A 17,238-nucleotide genomic window follows, 5' to 3' on the forward strand; every position below is an offset into this window, starting at 1 on the left:
GGCCCGCATGGCTGGAAAGTACACCGGAACGGCCGACCGGATGACCCGGGGCCAGATCTGGACGCTCACCGTGTCGTGCGCGGCGGTCGCCCTGGTCGTGGCCGCGATGGCGGCGCTCAACACCGCGCTCGCCGACCTCGCCCGGGACACCGGGGCCACGCAGTCCCAGCTCACCTGGATCGTCGACGGCTACACCCTGGCCCTCGCCTGCCTGCTGCTGCCGTCCGGCGCCCTCGGCGACCGCTACGGACGGCGCGGCCTGCTCGTCATCGGCCTGCTGCTGTTCGCCCTCGCCTCGGCGTCCCCGATCGTGCTGGACAGCCCTACCCAGATCATCGGCGCCCGCGCGGTCGCGGGCCTCGGTGCCGCGTTCGTGATGCCGGCGACGCTGTCGATCCTCACCGCGAGTTTCCCTGCGGCACAACGCTCCAAGGCCGTCGGAATCTGGTCGGGCGTGGCGGGATCGGGCGGCATCGCCGGACTCATCGGGTCGGGCCTGCTGCTCGAGAGGTGGTCGTGGCACGCGATCTTCATCGGCCTCGCCGGTGTGTCCGCCGTGCTGTTCGCGCTGGCCTTCACCATCCCCTCGTCTCGGGACGAACAGTCCCACGCGTTCGACGTCCGCGGGGCGGTCCTGAGTGCCGGTGCGATCGGACTGTTCGTCCTCGGCATCATCGAAGCGCCGGGGCGGGGTTGGCTCGATCCGTGGGTGCTCGCCGCGATCATCGGGGGCCTGGCCGCCGGGGTGCTGTTCGCGGTCGTCGAGGCCCGTACCGAACATCCGCTGCTCGACGTGCGTCTGTTCGGCAACCGCACGTTCGGCGTCGGTGCGGTTTCGCTGCTGATGCAGTTCCTCGCGACGTTCGGCCTGTTCTTCCTCATCATCCAGCACCTGCAACTGGTGCTCGGGTACTCGCCGTTGCAGTCGGCCCTCGCGCTCGCGCCGATCGCCGTGGTGGTCATCGGGCTGTCGGTGGCGGCGCCGTGGCTGATTCCGCACATCGGGCTGCGCGTCCTCACGCTCGTCGGGCTCGCGGTTCTCGGCGTCTCGCTCGCGCTGATCGGGCAACTGGACGCCGACAGCACGTACCGCGACGTCGCCGTGCCGTTGCTGATCGCGGCCGTCGGCCTCGGCCTGTGCACCGCGCCCGCGACGACGGCGATCGTGCAGAACACCCCCGCGGCCAAGCAGGGCGTGGCGTCCGCCGTCAACGACGCGACCCGCGAGATCGGTGCCGCGATCGGTGTCGCCCTCGCCGGCAGCGTGCTCGCGGCCGGATACGGACGCAACATTGCGCCCGCCGTCGACGCGGTGCCCGAGCAGGCCAAACAGCCGGTCGGCGACTCGCTGGCCGCCGCGCTCGAAGTGTCGAAACTGGCGGGCCCGCAGGGCCGGCAGCTAGCGGACTTCGCGAAGGAGTCGTTCCTGCACGGCATGCAGGAGGCCTCGCTGGCGCTGGCCGGCGTCATGCTGGTCAGCGCCGTCGCGCTCGGATTCTGGGCGCCCGGCGGGCGCGGGATCGCGTCGATCGACGAGGAGTCCGGGGTGGAGTCGCTGGCCGACGTCGACTGATCCCGGATCAGGCCGGGCGTGCCGCTCTCGGGACGGGGACGGGGATGGCGTCGAGGAGTTGGCGGGTGTAGGCCTGTGTGGGCGAGGCGTAGATCTGCTCGACGGTGCCGGTTTCGACGACCTCGCCGGATTTCATGACCATCACCCGGTCGGCGATGACCTCGATCAGTGCGAGGTCGTGACACACGAACAGGTAGGCCAGGCCGAGTTCCTCCTGCAGGTCCCGCAACAGGTTCAGCACCTGCGCACGCACCGAGACATCCAGCGCGGCAACGGGTTCGTCGCACACGATCATCTTCGGCTCCAGCGTCAACGCCCGGGCGATCGCGACGCGCTGGAGCTGTCCGCCGGACAACTCGGCCGGGTACCGGCCGAGGTACCGGGGCCCGATACCGACCTTGTCGAGCAACTCCTGCGCCCGGGCCCGGCGTGCAGCCCGGTCGAGGTCGGTGTGCACGATCAGCGGTTCGATCACCGCGTCGGCCACCGTCATCCGCGGGTCGAGCGAGGAATGCGGATCCTGGAAGATCATCTGCATCCCGCGCCGCATCGCCCGCAGCCGGGCGGGCTTCGCGGCGCGGACGTCCTCGCCGTCGAAGACGACCGTGCCGGTGTCGGGTTCGATCAGGCGCAACACCATGCGCCCGACCGTGGACTTCCCGGCGCCGGACTCGCCGACGACGGCCAGGCATTCCCCGGCGTCGAGGGTGAACGAGACATCCTTGACCGCGTGCGTCCACCCGGTCCTGCGGCCGAGGAAGTCTCGGCGGGTGGAGAACGACTTCGTCAGGTTCGCGACCTCGAGCAGACTCACGACGCGCTCACTCCTTCCAGGTGCAGATCCGTCACCCGCAGGCAGCGGGCAGCGCGTCCGGGGGTCGTCGCGGCCAGCGCGGGATGGGTGGTGTCACACAAGCCGGCGGCCGCGTGGGTGCAGCGGTCGTGGAAGTGGCAGCCGGCCGGCCACTCCCCCGCCGCGGGGATCCGACCCGGGATCGCCGTCAACCGGCGATCGGTGCCGGCACCCGGCCGCGGGATCGAGGCGAGCAGTCCGGACGTGTACGGGTGCTGGGGCGTGAAGAACACCTCGTCGGCGCGGCCGTCCTCGATGACCTCACCGGCGTACATCACGACGACCCGCTCGCACAGTTCCGCGACGACGCCGAGGTCGTGGGTGACGAACAGCAGCGAGATCCCGGTCTGCTGCTGCAGATCCCGCAGCAGGTCCAGGATCGTCTCCTGCACCGTCACATCCAGTGCGGTGGTCGGCTCGTCCGCGATCAGCAGCCGCGGGTTGCACGCCATGACCATCGCGATCATCACCCGCTGGCACATGCCGCCGCTGAACGCGTGCGGGTACTCGCGCACCCGGTCCGCTGCCCGCGGGATCTGCACCAACTCGAGCATCTCGACCGCCCGCGCCATCGCGGCCTTGCGGTCCAGACCCAGGTGCTTGCGCACCGACTCGGCGATCTGATCACCGACCGTGTAGGCGGGGTTCAGGGACCGGATCGGCTGCTGGAAGATCATGCCCATCCCGGTGCCGCGCAAACCCCGCCACTCCTTGGCGGGCAGCTGCGTCAGATCGCGGCCGTCGAACTCGACGCTGCCGCGCGCGATCCGGCCCCCGGTGTCGGGCGTCAGCCCCATCACCGCGAGCGAGGACACGGTCTTGCCGGACCCGGATTCACCCACCAGGGCGACGGATTCACCGGCGGCGACGTCGAAGGAGACCCCGTCGACCGCGGTCACCCACTCCTTGCGGCCGGCCGGGAACTGCACCGTCAGATCCCGCACCCGCAGCAGCGGCGTGGCGGGGTCGACCGGGGCCCGATCGGGGCGAACGAGCGTGTCAGTTGTTGCCATTGCGACTCCTCGTCAACGCCCGGCGCACACCGTCGCCGAGATACGTGAACGCCAGCACCGTCAGGAAGATCATCACGCCGGGCGGCCACACCAGATACGGGGCCAGCTGCATGTTGGACGCCGCGGTGCTGAGCATCGATCCCCAGCTCGCCGCCGGCGCCTTGGCACCCAACCCGAGGAAACTCAGGCTCGCCTCCGCCGCGACCGCGGTACCCAGCGAGACGGAGATGACCAGCACGATCGGGGGCATCACGTTCGGCAGGATGTGCCGGACGATCGTGCGGGACGTCGTGCACCCCAACGCCACCGACGCCTCGATGTACGTATCCCCGCGCACGTCCATCGTCGACGCCCGCGCCACCCGATAGAACCGTGGTGCCATCACCAGACCGACCGCGAGCATCGCGTTGGTGATGCCCGATCCCAGCACTGCGACGATCGTGATCGCCAGCACCAGCGACGGGGCACTCATCAGCGCATCCATGATCCGGGTCAGCACCGTGTCCACCCAACCGCCCCGGTAACCGGCGATCACGCCCAACGGCAATCCCAGCACCAACGCCAGCGCCACCGCCTGCAGCGACGCCTGCAACGAGATCCGTGAACCGTAGATCAACCGGCTCAGCACATCCCGGCCGTAGTCGTCGGTCCCGAGCCAGTGCGCCGACGACGGCGGCTGCAGCCGGTTGACCACGTCCTGCGCGTACGGATCGTACGGCGCGATCAGCGGCGCGAAGATCGCCATCAGCACCAACAGCAGTACGAATGCCCCGGCGATCGCCGTCACCGGACGACGTCGCACGAATCCCCACGCGCGCCCGGCGACCCCCGGGACGCGGTCGGCGGTAACTTCGGAAGGCAAACTCGTTGTCATGCGCGCACCTTCGGGTTGAAGTAGCCGTACGAGATGTCGACCAACAGGTTCACCAACACCACCACGCACGTGGTGAACAGCACGAACCCGAGCAGCACCGGAACATCATGGTTCTGCACACTGTTGACCGCCAGCGATCCCATTCCCGGCATGCTGTAGATGATCTCGATCGTCACCGCGCCGCCGAGGACCTCCGCGACCCGGAACCCCAACACCGTCACCACCGGGATGCACGCGTTCTTCAGACCGTGCTTGAGGACCACACTGGCCGTGCCCAGCCCGCGGGCCTTCGCGTTCAGGATGTAGTCGCTGCCCATCACCTGACCGAGCGCCGAACGCAACTGCAACGTCACCTCCGCCGCCGGCAGCAACGCCAGCGCCACACCCGGCAACACCAGATGCTGGAACCACGGCACCACACCATCCGACAACGGGGCATACCCGAACGCCGGGAAGATCTGGTTCGACACCGCGAACAACGACACCAGCACCAGACCGAACCAGAACGCCGGGATCGCGATCGCGATCGACGCGATCACGTTGATCGCCCGATCCACCACGCCACCCGGACGCAGCGACCCCAGCACACCGAGCACCACGCCGATCACCACGGCCAGCACCATCGCGAACCCGACCAGCGACAACGTCGTCGCCATCCGCCGCAACAACAGATCCGCCACCGACTGATTCGACAACAGCGACGTCCCGAGATCGCCGCTCAGCACCGACCCCACCCAGTCCAGATAACGCACGAACACGTTCTGATCCAGATTCAACGTCGCCCGCAACTCCGCCAACCGCTCCGGCGTCGCATCCTCACCCGCCAAGACCACCGCGGGATCACCCGGCGCCAGATCGATCAACACGAAAATCAGGAACGGCACGACCAGCAGCAGCGGAATCGCTGCCAACAACCGCCTACCGGCATAACGCAACATGGCTGCCCCTCAACAGATGTCGATGACCGTCGACGACGGCTACTTCGCGATGCCCACGTGGCGGATGTCGAACAGACCGTTGTTCACCCAGGCGATTCCGTCGATGTCCGTGACCTTGCCGGTCGCGACGGTCGCATTGGTGAGGTTGCAGATCGGCACGAACATCGCCTCCTTCAAGGTCTGCTCCGCGATGTCCTGGTACATGGGCGCGCGCTCGTCCTGCGACAGAGTCGGATTCGCTGCCTTCGTGGCGAGTTCCTTGATCTGCGGGTTGCCGTTCGACAGGTCGTACGGTCCGGTGATGTACGTGCTGACGGTCTCGGCCGGATCGACCCGCGGCGTGAAGCTGTTGGCGACCATGGACTGGAAGTCACCGGCCACGTAGCGCGGTTCGTTCTGACTGTTCGGCACCGGATTGAGTTCGGCGTCGAGCCCCGCTGCCGCGAGCATGGACTGGATGACGTTTGCGGGCTTCTCGGTGTTCGTTCCCGCACCGAAGGTCAGGGTGATCTTCGGTGCTCCGCCGACCCCTTGGACGAGGCTCTTGGCCTTCTCCAGGTCGAAGGCGTACGGGTACTCGTAGGAGTCGTCCGCCGCCCAGCTGCCGGCCGGGAACAACTGTTGACGAGGCGTGCAGGTGCCGGAGAACAACGCGCTGACCGCCGCGGGATCGATCGAGTAGGCCACGGCCTGACGAACTTCCGGCTTGGCCAGATCGCCCTGGGCCCGCATGTACACACCGAGGACATTGCGGAAGGAGACCTCGTCGACCGCGAGGGTGCCACTCTTCGCGAGCGACTGCGCCTCGACGACCTCGTTGGCGGAGCTGACCCAGCTGATGTCCACAGCGCCGGTCTTGAGACCGTTCAACCGGGTGCTGGCATCGGGCATCGCCTTGATCTCGATCCCGGCGACCTTACCGGCCTCCGGATCCCAGTTGGTGCCCGCTGCCCGCACGAGGGTGAGCGACTCCTCGGGCACGTAGGAGGCGACCTCGTACGCACCCGATCCGCTCTTGCCCGGGTTGTTGCGGATATCGGTGCCGGCCTCGATGAACTTCGGGCTGATCATCATTCCCGCGTTGTTGCTGAAGACGCCCGGCAGCTCGACGCCCGCGCCCGGAGCCAGCCGCAGCCGCACCGTGTGCTCGTCGACGACGTCGGTACCGGTGATGCTCTTCAGCGCAGCCACCACGGTGCTGCCTTCCATCGTCTGGCCGCGCTTGATGTTGGCTACCACCGCGGCCGCATCGAACGGGGCACCGTCGTGGAAGGTCACACCCTTGCGCAGCTTCAGTTCCAGGTACGAGCCGTCGGGGGCGAACTCCCACGACTCCGCAAGCCCCGGTTCGAGATTGCCGTCGGCATCGACCACGGTCAGCCGGTCGAAGATGGGCGAGAGGTATCCGTATCCACCGACGCTGGTCTGCAGATAGGGATCGAGATTCCGGGACGGCGCGGCAGTCGCGACACGCAGGGTCGCGGACGTGTCGAGATCGCCGGAGTTACCCGACGATGTCGTCGAGGACGATGCACCACCACCGCATCCGGCCAGCGCCACCGCGGCGACCGCGACCGCCGCCAGGTTCCTCGACCCACGAATCCACTTGTCCCTCATCCTGTGTCCTCCCGAAGATCCACGATCGAACCACCGATCGCGTGTACGCGCATCTGCCGTGTCGAGCTGCGGCGGGCGATTCACCTGTCCGACTGTCGTTCAGTTCGGACGGTCCGCGCCGAGTCGGGGCGCCGTCTCGACGCACCCGAAATACAAGCAGCAGAAAGTGATTCCGATCTCACCACTGCTGTGACGACAATAACAGCACGCAACGCTCGTTGCGCAAGTGGAAACGTCGATACGCAGACCCGAGCGTGCATCCGACGCCATCCACCGCGATACTCGTCCGGACAGCACTGAGCCGGTACGCACCCACGCGGCACGTACCGGCCAGTTTCTGTTGGCTACAGCATTTTTCGGGAGAATACCTACTACAGAGTAGCCAGAACTTCCACCCGCTTGACCTTGCCGGTCGCGTTGCGCGGCAGTTCCTCACCCCGGAGGACCCACCGGCTCGGCACCTTGTACCGCGCGATCCGCTCGGTCATGAACCCGGCCAACTCCTCTCCCGTCACCTGCGCATCGGAATCGACGACGACCACCGCGCAGACCTCCTCGCCGTAGTCGGCGTGCTCGATCCCGACAACGATGCACTCCCGCACCGCCGGATGCTCGACGAGGACGTCCTCGACCTCGGCCGGGTAGACGTTCTCGCCGCCACGGAGGATGAGATCGGAACGGCGACTGCTGATCCGGAGATACCCGTCCTCCATCGTGCCCAGATCGCCGGTCGCCATCCAGCCGGTCTCGTCGATCGTCGCCGCGGTCGCCTCCGGGTTGTTCCAGTACCCCAGCATCACCAGGGGGCCCCGCACGTAGATCTCGCCCTCGACACCGTCCGGCACCAACTGTCCGGCCTCGTCCCGGACCTCGACCCGCATGGTCGGGACCGCGGTGCCGACGGTGTCCGGACGGGCCGCCAGGTCGGCCGCCGTCGCGAGGGTGGCCGCCGACGACGACTCCGTCAGCCCGTACGTCGTGCCCAACGACCGACCGGCCGCCGGCAACACCTGGCGCAGCCGCTCCTTCAATGCCGCCGACGACGGCGCCGAACTGACCGAGATCGTCTGCAGCGACGACAGATCGTAGGACTCCAGATCACCGTGCTCGACGAGCCGACTGATCATGGTGGGCACCGCACCCCAGTTCGTCAAACGTTCACGCTCGATCAGACCGAGCACCCGATCGATGTCGAACCGGCCCGTCGTGATCACCGCGGTATCCCCGAACGCCAACCGCGGAACCGCCAGGTTGTGCAGGGCCGCGATGTGGAACAGCGGCGTCGCCAGCAGGAACCGGCGCGCACTCGGAGCACGCCCCAACTCGGCCGCCAACGCATCGTTGAATCGGTGGAAATCGACCGCGGCCACCATATTCCGCTGCGAATGCGTCGCACCCTTCGGCCGACCCGTCGTCCCACTGGTGAACAGAATGACCGCAGGATCGTCCTCGGCCACCTCGGGCACCGGAAGCTCGGAGCCCGGGCTCGCCGTCGACAGCGCGGGGATGTCGACCTCGGTGGACAGCACCGGGACGTCCACCGCTCCCATCAGCTCCCGCCGCGGCCCGTCCGCCACGATCAGATTCGGCTCCGAAAGCTCTATTCCGTAGGCGATCTCGCGGGACGACCACAACGAGTTCATCCCCACCGTGACGGCCCCGAGCGCGGTGGCCGCCCAGAACGTCATGATCCACTCGGCGTTGTTCGCGGACAGGATCGCAACCCGATCACCTGCACTGATCCCGTACCGGGATCGCAGTTCCCGGGCCAGCGAGGCGACCCGATCCAGATGCTCGGCGAACGTGAGCCGCAGGTCGTCGCACACCAGATACTCGGCGTCACCGTAGCGAGCCGACGCCACCAGCACCTCGTACAGGGAACGGTGCCGGTTGCGGAACACCGGCATCGCCGCGCCCCGTACGGGCTCCGGGGCGATCTCGAACGCCGCACCGGGCGCCGTCAGTCGCGCCACGGCTTCCGCGCGCGCATCCGGCACTGGACGAATCTCGGACATCACAACACCTTTCCGGGGAAGGACAGTTCGGGGCCGGGTCGGCGGCCCGGATCAGCGGATCGTCAGCTGGCCGCCGTCGATGTTCCATGATTGGCCACTCACCCAGGCCGCCTGATCGCTGGCCAGGAAGACGGCGGCCCAGGCCACTTCGCGCGGACTACCCGCGCGCTGCAGCGGAATGTTGGCCTCCACGTACTTCTGCCACACATCCGCCGGCCAGTCGTCGAGCCGGCTGGTCGAGGTGACGCCGGGACACAGCGCGTTGACCCGGATCCCGGACGGCCCGAGTTCCTTCGCCATCGACGACGTCAGCGACTGGACCCCCGCCTTCGAGGCGGCGTAGGCGGCGGTATTCGCGCCACCGAGCTTCCCGCCGATCGAGGAGATGTTGACGATGCAGCCGCCCGCGCCGCGCTCGACCATCGCCCGCGCGAAGGCTCGGCTCATCAGGAACGTCCCCCGCAGATTGACCCGGAGTACCCGGTCCCACACGTCGACGTCCAGCTCCGTCACCGGGACGCGATCGCCGCCGCGGGCCGCGGCCGCGTTGTTGACGAGGATGTCGACACCGCCGAACTCCTCCTGCACCTGAGCGAGCAGGGTGTTCACCGACTCCTCGTCGGCGACGTCCGCGACGACGGCGGCGGCCTTCCGGCCCAGCGCACGGATCTCGTCGGCGACGGATTCGATGTCACGCCAACCGTCGGCCTTCTCCTCGTCGGTGTAGCGGTCCGGCGTCCGCCCGGTACCGGTGACGACGACATCGCAACCGGCACGGGCGAGTTCGACCGCGATCTCCCGGCCGATCGAGCGCATCCGCCCGGCACCGGTGACGACCGCGACCTTCCCGTCGAGTCCCGTGAGCTGGGCGGGCATCAGATGCGCTCGACGATCGCTCCGGTTGCCATGGCCCCACCCGCGCACACCGCGACCAGTGCGCGCTCGCCGTCGCGACGCTCGAGTTCGTCGATCACCGCGCCGATCAGTCGGACGCCCGACGAACCCACCGGGTGGCCCAGGGCGATCGCGCCGCCGTTCACGTTGAGTCGGTCCTCGTCGACACCGTGCACGCGGGCCATCGACATCGGGACCGCTGCGAACGCCTCGTTGACCTCGAAGAGGTCGATGTCGCTGACCGACAGTCCGGTTCGCGCGAGCAGGTACTCGGTGGCCTGCACCGGACCGTCGAGCAGGAAGTGCGTCTCCGCACCGATGAGGCACTGCGAGACGATCCGCGCCCGCGGGCGCAGACCGAGATCACGGGCCCGGGCCTCGTCCATCAGCACCGCCGCGGCGGCGCCGTCCGAGATCTGCGACGACGTGCCCGCCGTGTGCAGGCCGCCCTCGAGGACCGGGTTCAGGCGGGCGAGTGCCTCCATCGAGGTCTCCCGCAGTCCCTGGTCACGCGACACCTCGCTGGGGGCTGCGCCGTCGGCGCCGGGCGCCTTGACCGGGATGATCGCGCGGTCGAACCGGCCGTCCGCCCACGCCTGCGCCGCGCGCTGCTGCGACCGCAGACCGAACGCGTCGAGGTCCTCGCGGGTGAGGCCGCGTCGGCGCGCGATGCGGTCGGCGCCCTCGAACTGGGCCGGGATGTCGACGGTCCAGCCCGGCGGCTTGGGGCTGCCGACGTCGCCCTTGATGTTCGACAGCAGCGGAACCCGGGACATCGCCTCGACGCCGCACGCCATGCCGGCATCGATGACGCCGGCGGCGATCTGCGCCGCGATCAGCTGCACCGACTGCTGCCCGGAGCCGCACTGGGCGTCGATGGTCGTCACGCCGGTCCGCTCCGGCAGACCCGCGTGCAGCCACGCGTTGCGGCTGACGTTCGACGCCTGCTCGCCGGCCTGCGTGACGCAACCGCCGATGACCTGCTCGACGAGCGCCGGATCGAGATCCAGACGCTCGAGAATCCCGGACTGGACGGCGCCCAGCAGTTCCGCGGCGTGCAGTCCGGACAGCCAGCCACCACGCCGACCGATCGGAGACCTCGCCACATCCACGATCACCGGGTTACCCATTGCAGTCCTCCTCGAGCAGACAGATGTGTGGAACGCGATTCTTGATACCGAGGAATTCAGTTCCGTTGTGGCGCGAGTCTCACTGGGTGGTAAACGCCTGCACAGGAACCCCGTTCTGATTTCCGACCGCCGGGCGCACGTGCGAGCGGTCGAGGTCCCGGACGTCGCGCACCCCGAGCAGCGTCATCGCGCGCTCGATCTCGTCCCGCAGGATCGTGAGCACGTGCTCGACCCCGCGGTCACCCGCGACGGCCATGCCGTACAGGCACGGCCGGCCGACGAGCACCGCGTCCGCCCCGAGCGCGAGCGCCTTGATCACGTCGGTGCCGCGGCGGATGCCGCCGTCGAGCAGCACCTCGGCCCGTCCGGCCACGGCGTCGGCCACGTCGGGCAGCGCCGTCAGCGACGGTACGCAGCCGTCCAGCTGGCGGCCACCGTGATTCGACACGACGACACCGTCGAGTCCGAGTTCCACCGCCCGCACCGCGTCCTCGGGCCGCAACACGCCCTTGAGGTGCACGGTGCCCTGCCAGTGGTCCCGCATCCAGGCCAGGTCGTCCCAGTTCAGCCGCGACTGCACGAGATGGCGTTCCTGGACCTCGATCGACGCGAGCGCCGCGGTCACGCCGTCGCCGGACGCCAGGTTGCGGCCGCCGATGCGCCGGTACTTGACCACGTCGTAGGCCCAGCGCGGGTGCCGCGAGACGTCGAGCAGGCGACGCGGCGTCAGGACCGGCGGCACGCCCATCCCCGACCGCTTCTCGCCCTCACGGTTCCCGACGGCCGGGACGTCGACCGTGACGAACAGCGACCGGAATCCCGCTGCCCACGCCCGGGCCATGAGCGCCGCGGCGACGCCGCCCGACCCCGGATACAGCTGGAAGGCGTGCCGCTCGCCGGCCGCGTCCGCGAGCTCCTCGACCGACCACGTCGACGCCGTGCTCACGACGCACCGGGTGCCCACGCGCTCGGCGGCCCGGATCGAGTCGAGATCGCCGCTCCACCGGGTGAGTCCGTTGAACCCGGTGGGTGCGGTGAGAACGGGCAGCGAGACCGGCAGTCCCGCAACCCGAGTGGAGAGGTCGTGGGTGTCGTGGCCGGCCAGCACGCTCGGCACCAGCCACCAGTCGTCGAAGGCCGATCGGTTGCCCGCGACGGTCCGCAGGTCGTCGGCGCCGCCCTCGATGTACGACCACACCATGCGCGGCAATTTGCGACTCGCGGCGCGGCGGTAGTCCTCGACGCTCAGCGGGTCTCCGGACGCCCGCCACTGCCAGTCGAACCCGAATGCCCTCACCCGGACACCCCCGCACGGGATGCGGCGGCGTACGCGGAGATCTTGCGCGCGGCCGCGGACCAGCACCGGTCGAGCACGTCGTCGGTGATGCCGGCCGCATGCGGCGTCACCACGACGCCGGGTGCAGCCCAGAGGGGATGCTCCGTGGGGAGCGGTTCGGGATCGGTGACATCGAGGATCGCGTTCACCCGCCCGGCCTCACCGAGAAGCGCTTCCGTATCCACGAGCTCACCCCGTCCGGCATTGATCAGCACCGCACCGTCCTTCATCGCCTCGAGGAACCCCGCATCTGCGAGGCGCCTTGTCGAATCATCCAGCGGCAGAGCCAGGATCACGATGTCCCTGCCACCGAGCGTGGCCCGGCCCTGACCGAAATCCACGACGCCCGTTCGGGCCGTCCGTCCGACCAGGGTGACCGTACAGCCGAAAGGTTCGAGCCGTCGACGAAGGTGCTCACCGATGTCGCCCGCCCCGAACACGAGCACGTCGCTGCCGGACAGCGTCCCGGTGCGGTGCGCCTGCCACTGCCGGTTCTGCTGCTTGATCCGATATCCCGCGAGATCCCGGACGTGGGCGAGCAACTGCGCGACCACCCACTCCGCCACCGCACCGCCGTGAACGTGGTCCGCGTTCGACACTGTGACGCCGTCGGGCACGACTTTTGTCCACCGCTCGACGCCCGAACTGAACAGCTGCACCATCCGCAGCCGCGGCAACTGCGCGAAGAGGGGCCCGGACTCGGCCGGATCGAGGCCGTTCGCCACGAGGATCTCGGCGTCGCCCGCACCGCTCGGGAGTTGCGGGGATTCCGGGTCGTAGACGACCGCGCGCACGTCCGGTATCCCCGCGAGCGCGGACACCCCGCGCTCGTCGGGGACGAGCACCACCGTCGACGTCATCGCTCGGACTCGCCGTCGGCTCGCCGGGCCGCCACCCAGCCGAGGATGTCGGCCGGCCAGATCGGCCGCGAGTGCCGCCGATAGTGCTCCCACGTCGCCTCGAGTACCTCGGATTCGGTACACCCGGCGAGTAGTTCGGCCCAGTAGTACTCGTCGAGCCGCTCACCCGGCGGCCGTCGCTCGACGCCGGAGATGATCCGGATGACCTCGCGACAGGTGAAGATGTCGGCCGGACGGTCGACGGTGGGACCGGACGAGTCCGCGTCCGGTCCCACCGCCACGTCCGTCGTGAACGTCTCGGTCATCGCGGCCGGGACAGAATCTTCTGCGCGAGAGCCGGTTCGGCGCGCAATGCCACGCGCACCGCCGCCTCCCAGAAACCGTGGTAGCCGTTGCCGTCGTTCTTCAGCTGCCGGTCGAGCCACCAGTCCGGGAGCGACGTCTTGTCCGGTCCGCCCGCGACACGCACCATCCACGCGTTCTTGCAGCGCTGCTCGAGCGCCACCGCGCGGAGGTAGACCGCCCGTGCGGTGTCGGCGATGACGAAGACGCCGTGGCCGCCCAACAGCGCCCGATCCGCGTCACCGATCGCACGGACCGCCTTCTCCGCGGCCTCCATGCTGTTGACGGCGCCGTCGTACTCGTCGACCAGGACCAGCTCGCCGCCGCCGAGGCTCGAACTCTGGTCGTACGCGGGCGGTACCTCCTTGATGTCGCCCCACACCGTGCCGTACTCGGAGTGGTTGTGCAGCGCCCACACCACGTCGGGGCGGGCGTTGTGCAGCGCCAGGTGCAGCGGGATGCCGAGCGGCACCGGCCAGTCACCCTCGATGAGGTTGCCCTGCAGATCGATTCGCAGAATGTCCTCCGGGGACATCTCCTCCCACGTGAGCAGCCACGGGTTGCACAGCAGCGTGCCGTCGCCGAGGTTGTAGGTGATGTGGCCGGCCAGGTGGTCGCGGTAGCCCTCGTTCCACAGCGTGCGGCCGAGCAGGACGATCTCCTCCCGCGCGTCGAGTTCCGGGATCAGACGATCTGCGGTGGGTGTGAATTCCAACGAAGTAGCTCCTCTCGTGTTACGAGGCACGTCGGCCTCGGGTGACTCTCAGTCGAGTTCGCCGCACCGCCACGGTTCGAAGAACTCTGCGATTGCACGGCCGACGTCGTCGGGCGAATCATCGATGAAGAAGTGACCTCCCGGGACGGCGTGTCCGGTGACGTTGTGTGCAAACCGCTTCCAGACGTTCAGTGGGTGTTCGCGTCGGGTGAGCGGGCCCCGGTCGCCCCACAGCACGAGCACCGGGCAGGCGACCCGGCGCCCGGCATCGAGCGCGTCGTGCTCGAGATCGACGGACGCACCGGCCCGGTAGTCCTCGCACGTCGCGTGGACCACCGCCGGGTCACGGAAGTAACTCTTGTAGTGCTCGATGTCCTCCTCCGACATCGAGGTGGCCGCGCCTCCGGCCAGGCCGAGCACGTTGTCCATCCACGCGTCCGGGTTCCCGTCGATGAGTTGCTCGGCGAGGGCGTGCGGCCGGATCAGGAAGAACCAGTGGAAGTACATGGTCGCCAACTGGCGATCGGTGGTCGCGTAGACCTCCGACGTCGGCAGGATGTCGAGCAGTGCGGCCTGGACCACCCGGTCGGGATGGTCCAGGCACATGCGATGCACCACCCGCGCACCCCGGTCGTGACCGGCGACCGCGAATCTCTCGAAGCCCAACCTGCGCATGACTTCTACCTGGTCGCCGGCCATCGCCCGCTTGGAATACGTCGTGTGGGCGTCGTCGCCCGCCGGCTTGCTGCTGCCGCCGTACCCCCGCAGATCCGTGGTCACGACCGTGAAGCGGTCGGCCAGGGCGTCCGCGACCCGCCGCCACACACGGCCGGTCTGCGGATACCCGTGCAGGAGCAGCAGGGGTGGGCCGGAACCCACCACCCGGACCGCTATCTCCACCTCACCCACGTCGACGATCAAGCGACGCTCCTCAGCCCCGGGGCAGGACGATCTCGGGCAGCGGGTGCCGGTACAGCTTGGCGGCATTCTCGCTGCACATCATCCGCATCTCGTCAGCGGGGATGTCGCCCCAGTAGTTCTCGAGGACGCTCTGGGTGTGCGGCCAGGTGCCGTCACCGTGCGGGTAGTCCGTCTCGAGCATGATGTTCTCGACGCCGATGACGTGGCGCAGCGCGATGGTGGACGGGTCGTCGAGCGTGCAGAACCAGAAGTTGCGACGCAGGATGTCCGACGGACGCTCGTCCCAGCCCAGGCCGTAGCCGGAGCGGTCGATGATGTTGTCCAGGCGGTCGATCAGCATCGGCACCCAGCCGATGCCACCCTCGCTCATCGCGATCTTCAGCGTCGGGTGCTCCTTGGGGTAGCCCGACCACAGCCACTCGCTGCACGCGCCGAGCGACAGCTGGCCGAACATGGTGGCGCCCAACTGCAGTCCCGGCGCACCCTGCGGGTACTGGTACATGCCCGAGCTGCCGACGTGCAGCGAGATCACGGTGTCGGTGTCGACGCAGGCCTGGATGATCGGGTCCCAGTGATCGCGATCCCACAGCGACGGAAGACCGATCGCGTGCGGACGCTCCGGGAAGGTGACCGACGTGAAGCCGCGCGCCGCGTTGCGCTTGATCTCCTTGACGGCCTCGACCGGATCGGTGAGGTAGGTGATGCCACCGGGGATCACCCGGGTCGGGTACTCGAGGTGCCACTCGTTGTAGAGCCAGTCGTTCCACGCCCGCACCGCGGCGATGCCCACCTCCTTGTCGGAGGCGTGCGCGAACACCCGGCCGCAGAATCCGGTGATCTGCGACGGGAAGTTGAGCATCGCCCAGATGCCACCCTTGTCCATGTCCGCGACGCGGGCATGGATGTCGTAGCAGCCCGGGCGCATCTGATCGAAGCGGAACGGCTCGTACTTGACGGACTCCTTGCGCCGGCCCGCGACGGCGTTCATGCCGACCTGGGAGTAGATGTTGCCGTCGAACTCCCAGACCTGCGCACCGTTCTCGTCCTCGAGGATCTTCGGGCCACGGTCCTTGAGCGACGCCGGCATCCACGTCTCGAACAGGTGCGCCGGCTCGACCACATGGTCGTCGACGGAGATGACCGTGTACTTGACCTCGGCCGGTTCCGGCTCGGGGTTGAAGAGTTCGGGGTCGAGTTCCTGATTGACAGCCGTCACGGCACGCTCCTTCGGAGGATCACGGGAGGCTTCTTCGTGAGAGGCCTTGCCCGAGGTGTTATCACTATGCGATACTAGGTATCACTTGCAGATACAGAGTAGGGGTGATCCACATCTCAGTCAAGACATTGGGCACCCTCGCGCGCGGTCTCCGCGTCGTCGAGGCGATCTCCGAGCACCAGCCGATCGGATTGACCGAACTCTCCCGAGTCCTCGACGAGGACAAGAGCGCACTTCAGCGCACGCTGGCGACCCTGCACGACGCGGGATGGATTCGCCCGCTTCCCGATTCGCCACCGCGATGGGAGGTGTCGACCAAACCGCTGATCGTCGCAGGCCGGGCCCTCGCGTCCTCACCACTCCCCGCCCGGGCCCGTCCGCTCCTCGGCTCGTTGCGTGACGCGACGGGCGAGACGGCCCATCTGGCGATCCTCGACGAATCGACGATCACGGTCGCCGACGTCGCCGAGGGCAAGCAGATCGTCCGCGCGGCATTGCAGGTCGGCCAGATCCACCCGGTCGAGACGAGCGCGGCGGGACGCGCGATCTGCGCCCTGCTCACGCCCGACGCCCGCGCCGGCTTCGCATCCGACCCGACGGCCCTCCTCGCCGACGCCGACTACACCGAGATCCGGACCCGCGGATGGTCACTGTGCGAGGGCGCCGTCCAGCCAGGGTCGACGAGCATCGCCGCCGCGATCGCGGACTCGACCGGAAACCCGATCGGCGCGGTGATCGTGAGCGGTCCGGACACCCGGCTCACGCCCGATCGATACGCGGAGATCGGCGCGCTGGTCCGCGACGTGGCAACCGAATTGAGGGGGGCCCGACAGCGCTGACCGAGGCGACACCCCACGACTCACCCATTGCCATCGTGACAATCGCCATTGTATGGTTCGGCTAACAGTTACCGACCGTCACACACAGATGGCTCGCCGCGA

Annotated in this window: 16 protein-coding genes; 2 read left to right on the forward strand and 14 right to left on the reverse strand. The window is 68.6% G+C overall.

All coding sequences use genetic code 11. The annotated features are described in order from the left end of the window. The first annotated feature begins 7 nt into the window (after positions 1 to 7). Positions 8 to 1,573, forward strand: a complete 1,566-nt coding sequence (locus LCL87_RS06340; protein ID WP_225017792.1) for an MFS transporter — start codon at positions 8 to 10, stop codon at positions 1,571 to 1,573. 7 nt (positions 1,574 to 1,580) lie between these two features. Here LCL87_RS06340 and LCL87_RS06345 read toward each other — a convergent pair whose 3' ends face one another. From LCL87_RS06345 to LCL87_RS06410, 14 genes are all read right to left on the reverse strand, one after another. Then, positions 1,581 to 2,387, reverse strand: coding sequence for an ATP-binding cassette domain-containing protein (locus LCL87_RS06345; protein WP_225017794.1), 807 nt, complete (start codon positions 2,385 to 2,387; stop codon positions 1,581 to 1,583). Next, entirely contained in the window at positions 2,384 to 3,439 is a 1,056-nt protein-coding gene (locus LCL87_RS06350) for an ABC transporter ATP-binding protein (RefSeq protein ID WP_225017796.1), read from the reverse strand. Before LCL87_RS06350 ends, LCL87_RS06345 begins: the two co-directional genes overlap by 4 nt. Beyond that, positions 3,426 to 4,313 (reverse strand): ABC transporter permease, encoded by an 888-nt coding sequence (locus LCL87_RS06355; RefSeq protein WP_225017798.1) that lies wholly within the window; start codon positions 4,311 to 4,313, stop codon positions 3,426 to 3,428. Before LCL87_RS06355 ends, LCL87_RS06350 begins: the two co-directional genes overlap by 14 nt. Continuing rightward, positions 4,310 to 5,251, reverse strand: a complete 942-nt coding sequence (locus LCL87_RS06360; protein ID WP_225017800.1) for an ABC transporter permease — start codon at positions 5,249 to 5,251, stop codon at positions 4,310 to 4,312. The genes LCL87_RS06355 and LCL87_RS06360 overlap by 4 nt, the downstream gene beginning before the upstream one ends. 39 nt (positions 5,252 to 5,290) lie before the next feature. Beyond that, a complete protein-coding gene (locus LCL87_RS06365) occupies positions 5,291 to 6,868 on the reverse strand; it encodes an ABC transporter substrate-binding protein (RefSeq protein WP_225017802.1) in 1,578 nt (525 codons plus the stop codon). A 371-nt stretch (positions 6,869 to 7,239) separates the two neighbouring features. Then, complete coding sequence (gene casG, locus LCL87_RS06370; protein ID WP_225017803.1) at positions 7,240 to 8,883, reverse strand: steroid-24-oyl-CoA synthetase; 1,644 nt, start codon at positions 8,881 to 8,883, stop codon at positions 7,240 to 7,242. A 51-nt stretch (positions 8,884 to 8,934) separates the two neighbouring features. Further along, positions 8,935 to 9,759 carry a glucose 1-dehydrogenase gene (locus tag LCL87_RS06375; protein WP_225017805.1) on the reverse strand — a complete coding sequence of 275 codons (825 nt, stop codon included), beginning with the start codon at positions 9,757 to 9,759 and terminating at the stop codon, positions 8,935 to 8,937. Then, on the reverse strand, positions 9,759 to 10,907 hold the full coding sequence (locus tag LCL87_RS06380) for a steroid 3-ketoacyl-CoA thiolase (protein ID WP_225017807.1): 1,149 nt from the start codon (positions 10,905 to 10,907) through the stop codon (positions 9,759 to 9,761). The genes LCL87_RS06375 and LCL87_RS06380 overlap by 1 nt, the downstream gene beginning before the upstream one ends. A 79-nt stretch (positions 10,908 to 10,986) precedes the next feature. Then, on the reverse strand, positions 10,987 to 12,204 hold the full coding sequence (locus LCL87_RS06385) for an alpha-hydroxy acid oxidase (RefSeq protein WP_225017809.1): 1,218 nt from the start codon (positions 12,202 to 12,204) through the stop codon (positions 10,987 to 10,989). Beyond that, positions 12,201 to 13,103: an NAD(P)-dependent oxidoreductase gene (locus LCL87_RS06390; RefSeq protein ID WP_225017811.1), complete on the reverse strand. Its 903-nt coding sequence runs from the start codon at positions 13,101 to 13,103 to the stop codon at positions 12,201 to 12,203. Before LCL87_RS06390 ends, LCL87_RS06385 begins: the two co-directional genes overlap by 4 nt. After that, complete coding sequence (locus LCL87_RS06395; RefSeq protein ID WP_225017812.1) at positions 13,100 to 13,408, reverse strand: galactose-1-phosphate uridylyltransferase; 309 nt, start codon at positions 13,406 to 13,408, stop codon at positions 13,100 to 13,102. The genes LCL87_RS06390 and LCL87_RS06395 overlap by 4 nt, the downstream gene beginning before the upstream one ends. Continuing rightward, on the reverse strand, positions 13,405 to 14,160 hold the full coding sequence (locus tag LCL87_RS06400; protein ID WP_225017814.1) for a class II aldolase/adducin family protein: 756 nt from the start codon (positions 14,158 to 14,160) through the stop codon (positions 13,405 to 13,407). Before LCL87_RS06400 ends, LCL87_RS06395 begins: the two co-directional genes overlap by 4 nt. Positions 14,161 to 14,208: 48 nt before the next feature. Then, positions 14,209 to 15,081 (reverse strand): alpha/beta fold hydrolase, encoded by an 873-nt coding sequence (locus LCL87_RS06405; protein WP_225017816.1) that lies wholly within the window; start codon positions 15,079 to 15,081, stop codon positions 14,209 to 14,211. Between the two features lie 10 nt (positions 15,082 to 15,091). Continuing rightward, entirely contained in the window at positions 15,092 to 16,297 is a 1,206-nt protein-coding gene (locus LCL87_RS06410; protein WP_225017818.1) for an amidohydrolase family protein, read from the reverse strand. Positions 16,298 to 16,401: 104 nt separating this feature from the next. On the opposite strand from LCL87_RS06410, the gene LCL87_RS06415 reads away from it, so the two are divergent. After that, on the forward strand, positions 16,402 to 17,136 hold the full coding sequence (locus LCL87_RS06415) for an IclR family transcriptional regulator (RefSeq protein WP_225017820.1): 735 nt from the start codon (positions 16,402 to 16,404) through the stop codon (positions 17,134 to 17,136). Positions 17,137 to 17,238: the final 102 nt, after the last annotated feature.

It is taken from the genome of Prescottella equi (assembly GCF_020171745.1).
Taxonomy (GTDB): domain Bacteria; phylum Actinomycetota; class Actinomycetes; order Mycobacteriales; family Mycobacteriaceae; genus Prescottella; species Prescottella equi_A.

Coding starts and splice junctions, on each gene's coding strand:
- casG (WP_225017803.1), bottom strand. CDS start 8,883: ATGTCCGAGATTCGTCCAGTGCCGGATGCGCGCGCGGAAGCCGTGGCG.
- LCL87_RS06380 (WP_225017807.1), bottom strand. CDS start 10,907: ATGGGTAACCCGGTGATCGTGGATGTGGCGAGGTCTCCGATCGGTCGG.
- LCL87_RS06350 (WP_225017796.1), bottom strand. CDS start 3,439: ATGGCAACAACTGACACGCTCGTTCGCCCCGATCGGGCCCCGGTCGAC.
- LCL87_RS06355 (WP_225017798.1), bottom strand. CDS start 4,313: ATGACAACGAGTTTGCCTTCCGAAGTTACCGCCGACCGCGTCCCGGGG.
- LCL87_RS06365 (WP_225017802.1), bottom strand. CDS start 6,868: ATGAGGGACAAGTGGATTCGTGGGTCGAGGAACCTGGCGGCGGTCGCG.
- LCL87_RS06390 (WP_225017811.1), bottom strand. CDS start 13,103: ATGACGTCGACGGTGGTGCTCGTCCCCGACGAGCGCGGGGTGTCCGCG.
- LCL87_RS06360 (WP_225017800.1), bottom strand. CDS start 5,251: ATGTTGCGTTATGCCGGTAGGCGGTTGTTGGCAGCGATTCCGCTGCTG.
- LCL87_RS06375 (WP_225017805.1), bottom strand. CDS start 9,759: ATGCCCGCCCAGCTCACGGGACTCGACGGGAAGGTCGCGGTCGTCACC.
- LCL87_RS06340 (WP_225017792.1), top strand. CDS start 8: ATGGCTGGAAAGTACACCGGAACGGCCGACCGGATGACCCGGGGCCAG.
- LCL87_RS06395 (WP_225017812.1), bottom strand. CDS start 13,408: ATGACCGAGACGTTCACGACGGACGTGGCGGTGGGACCGGACGCGGAC.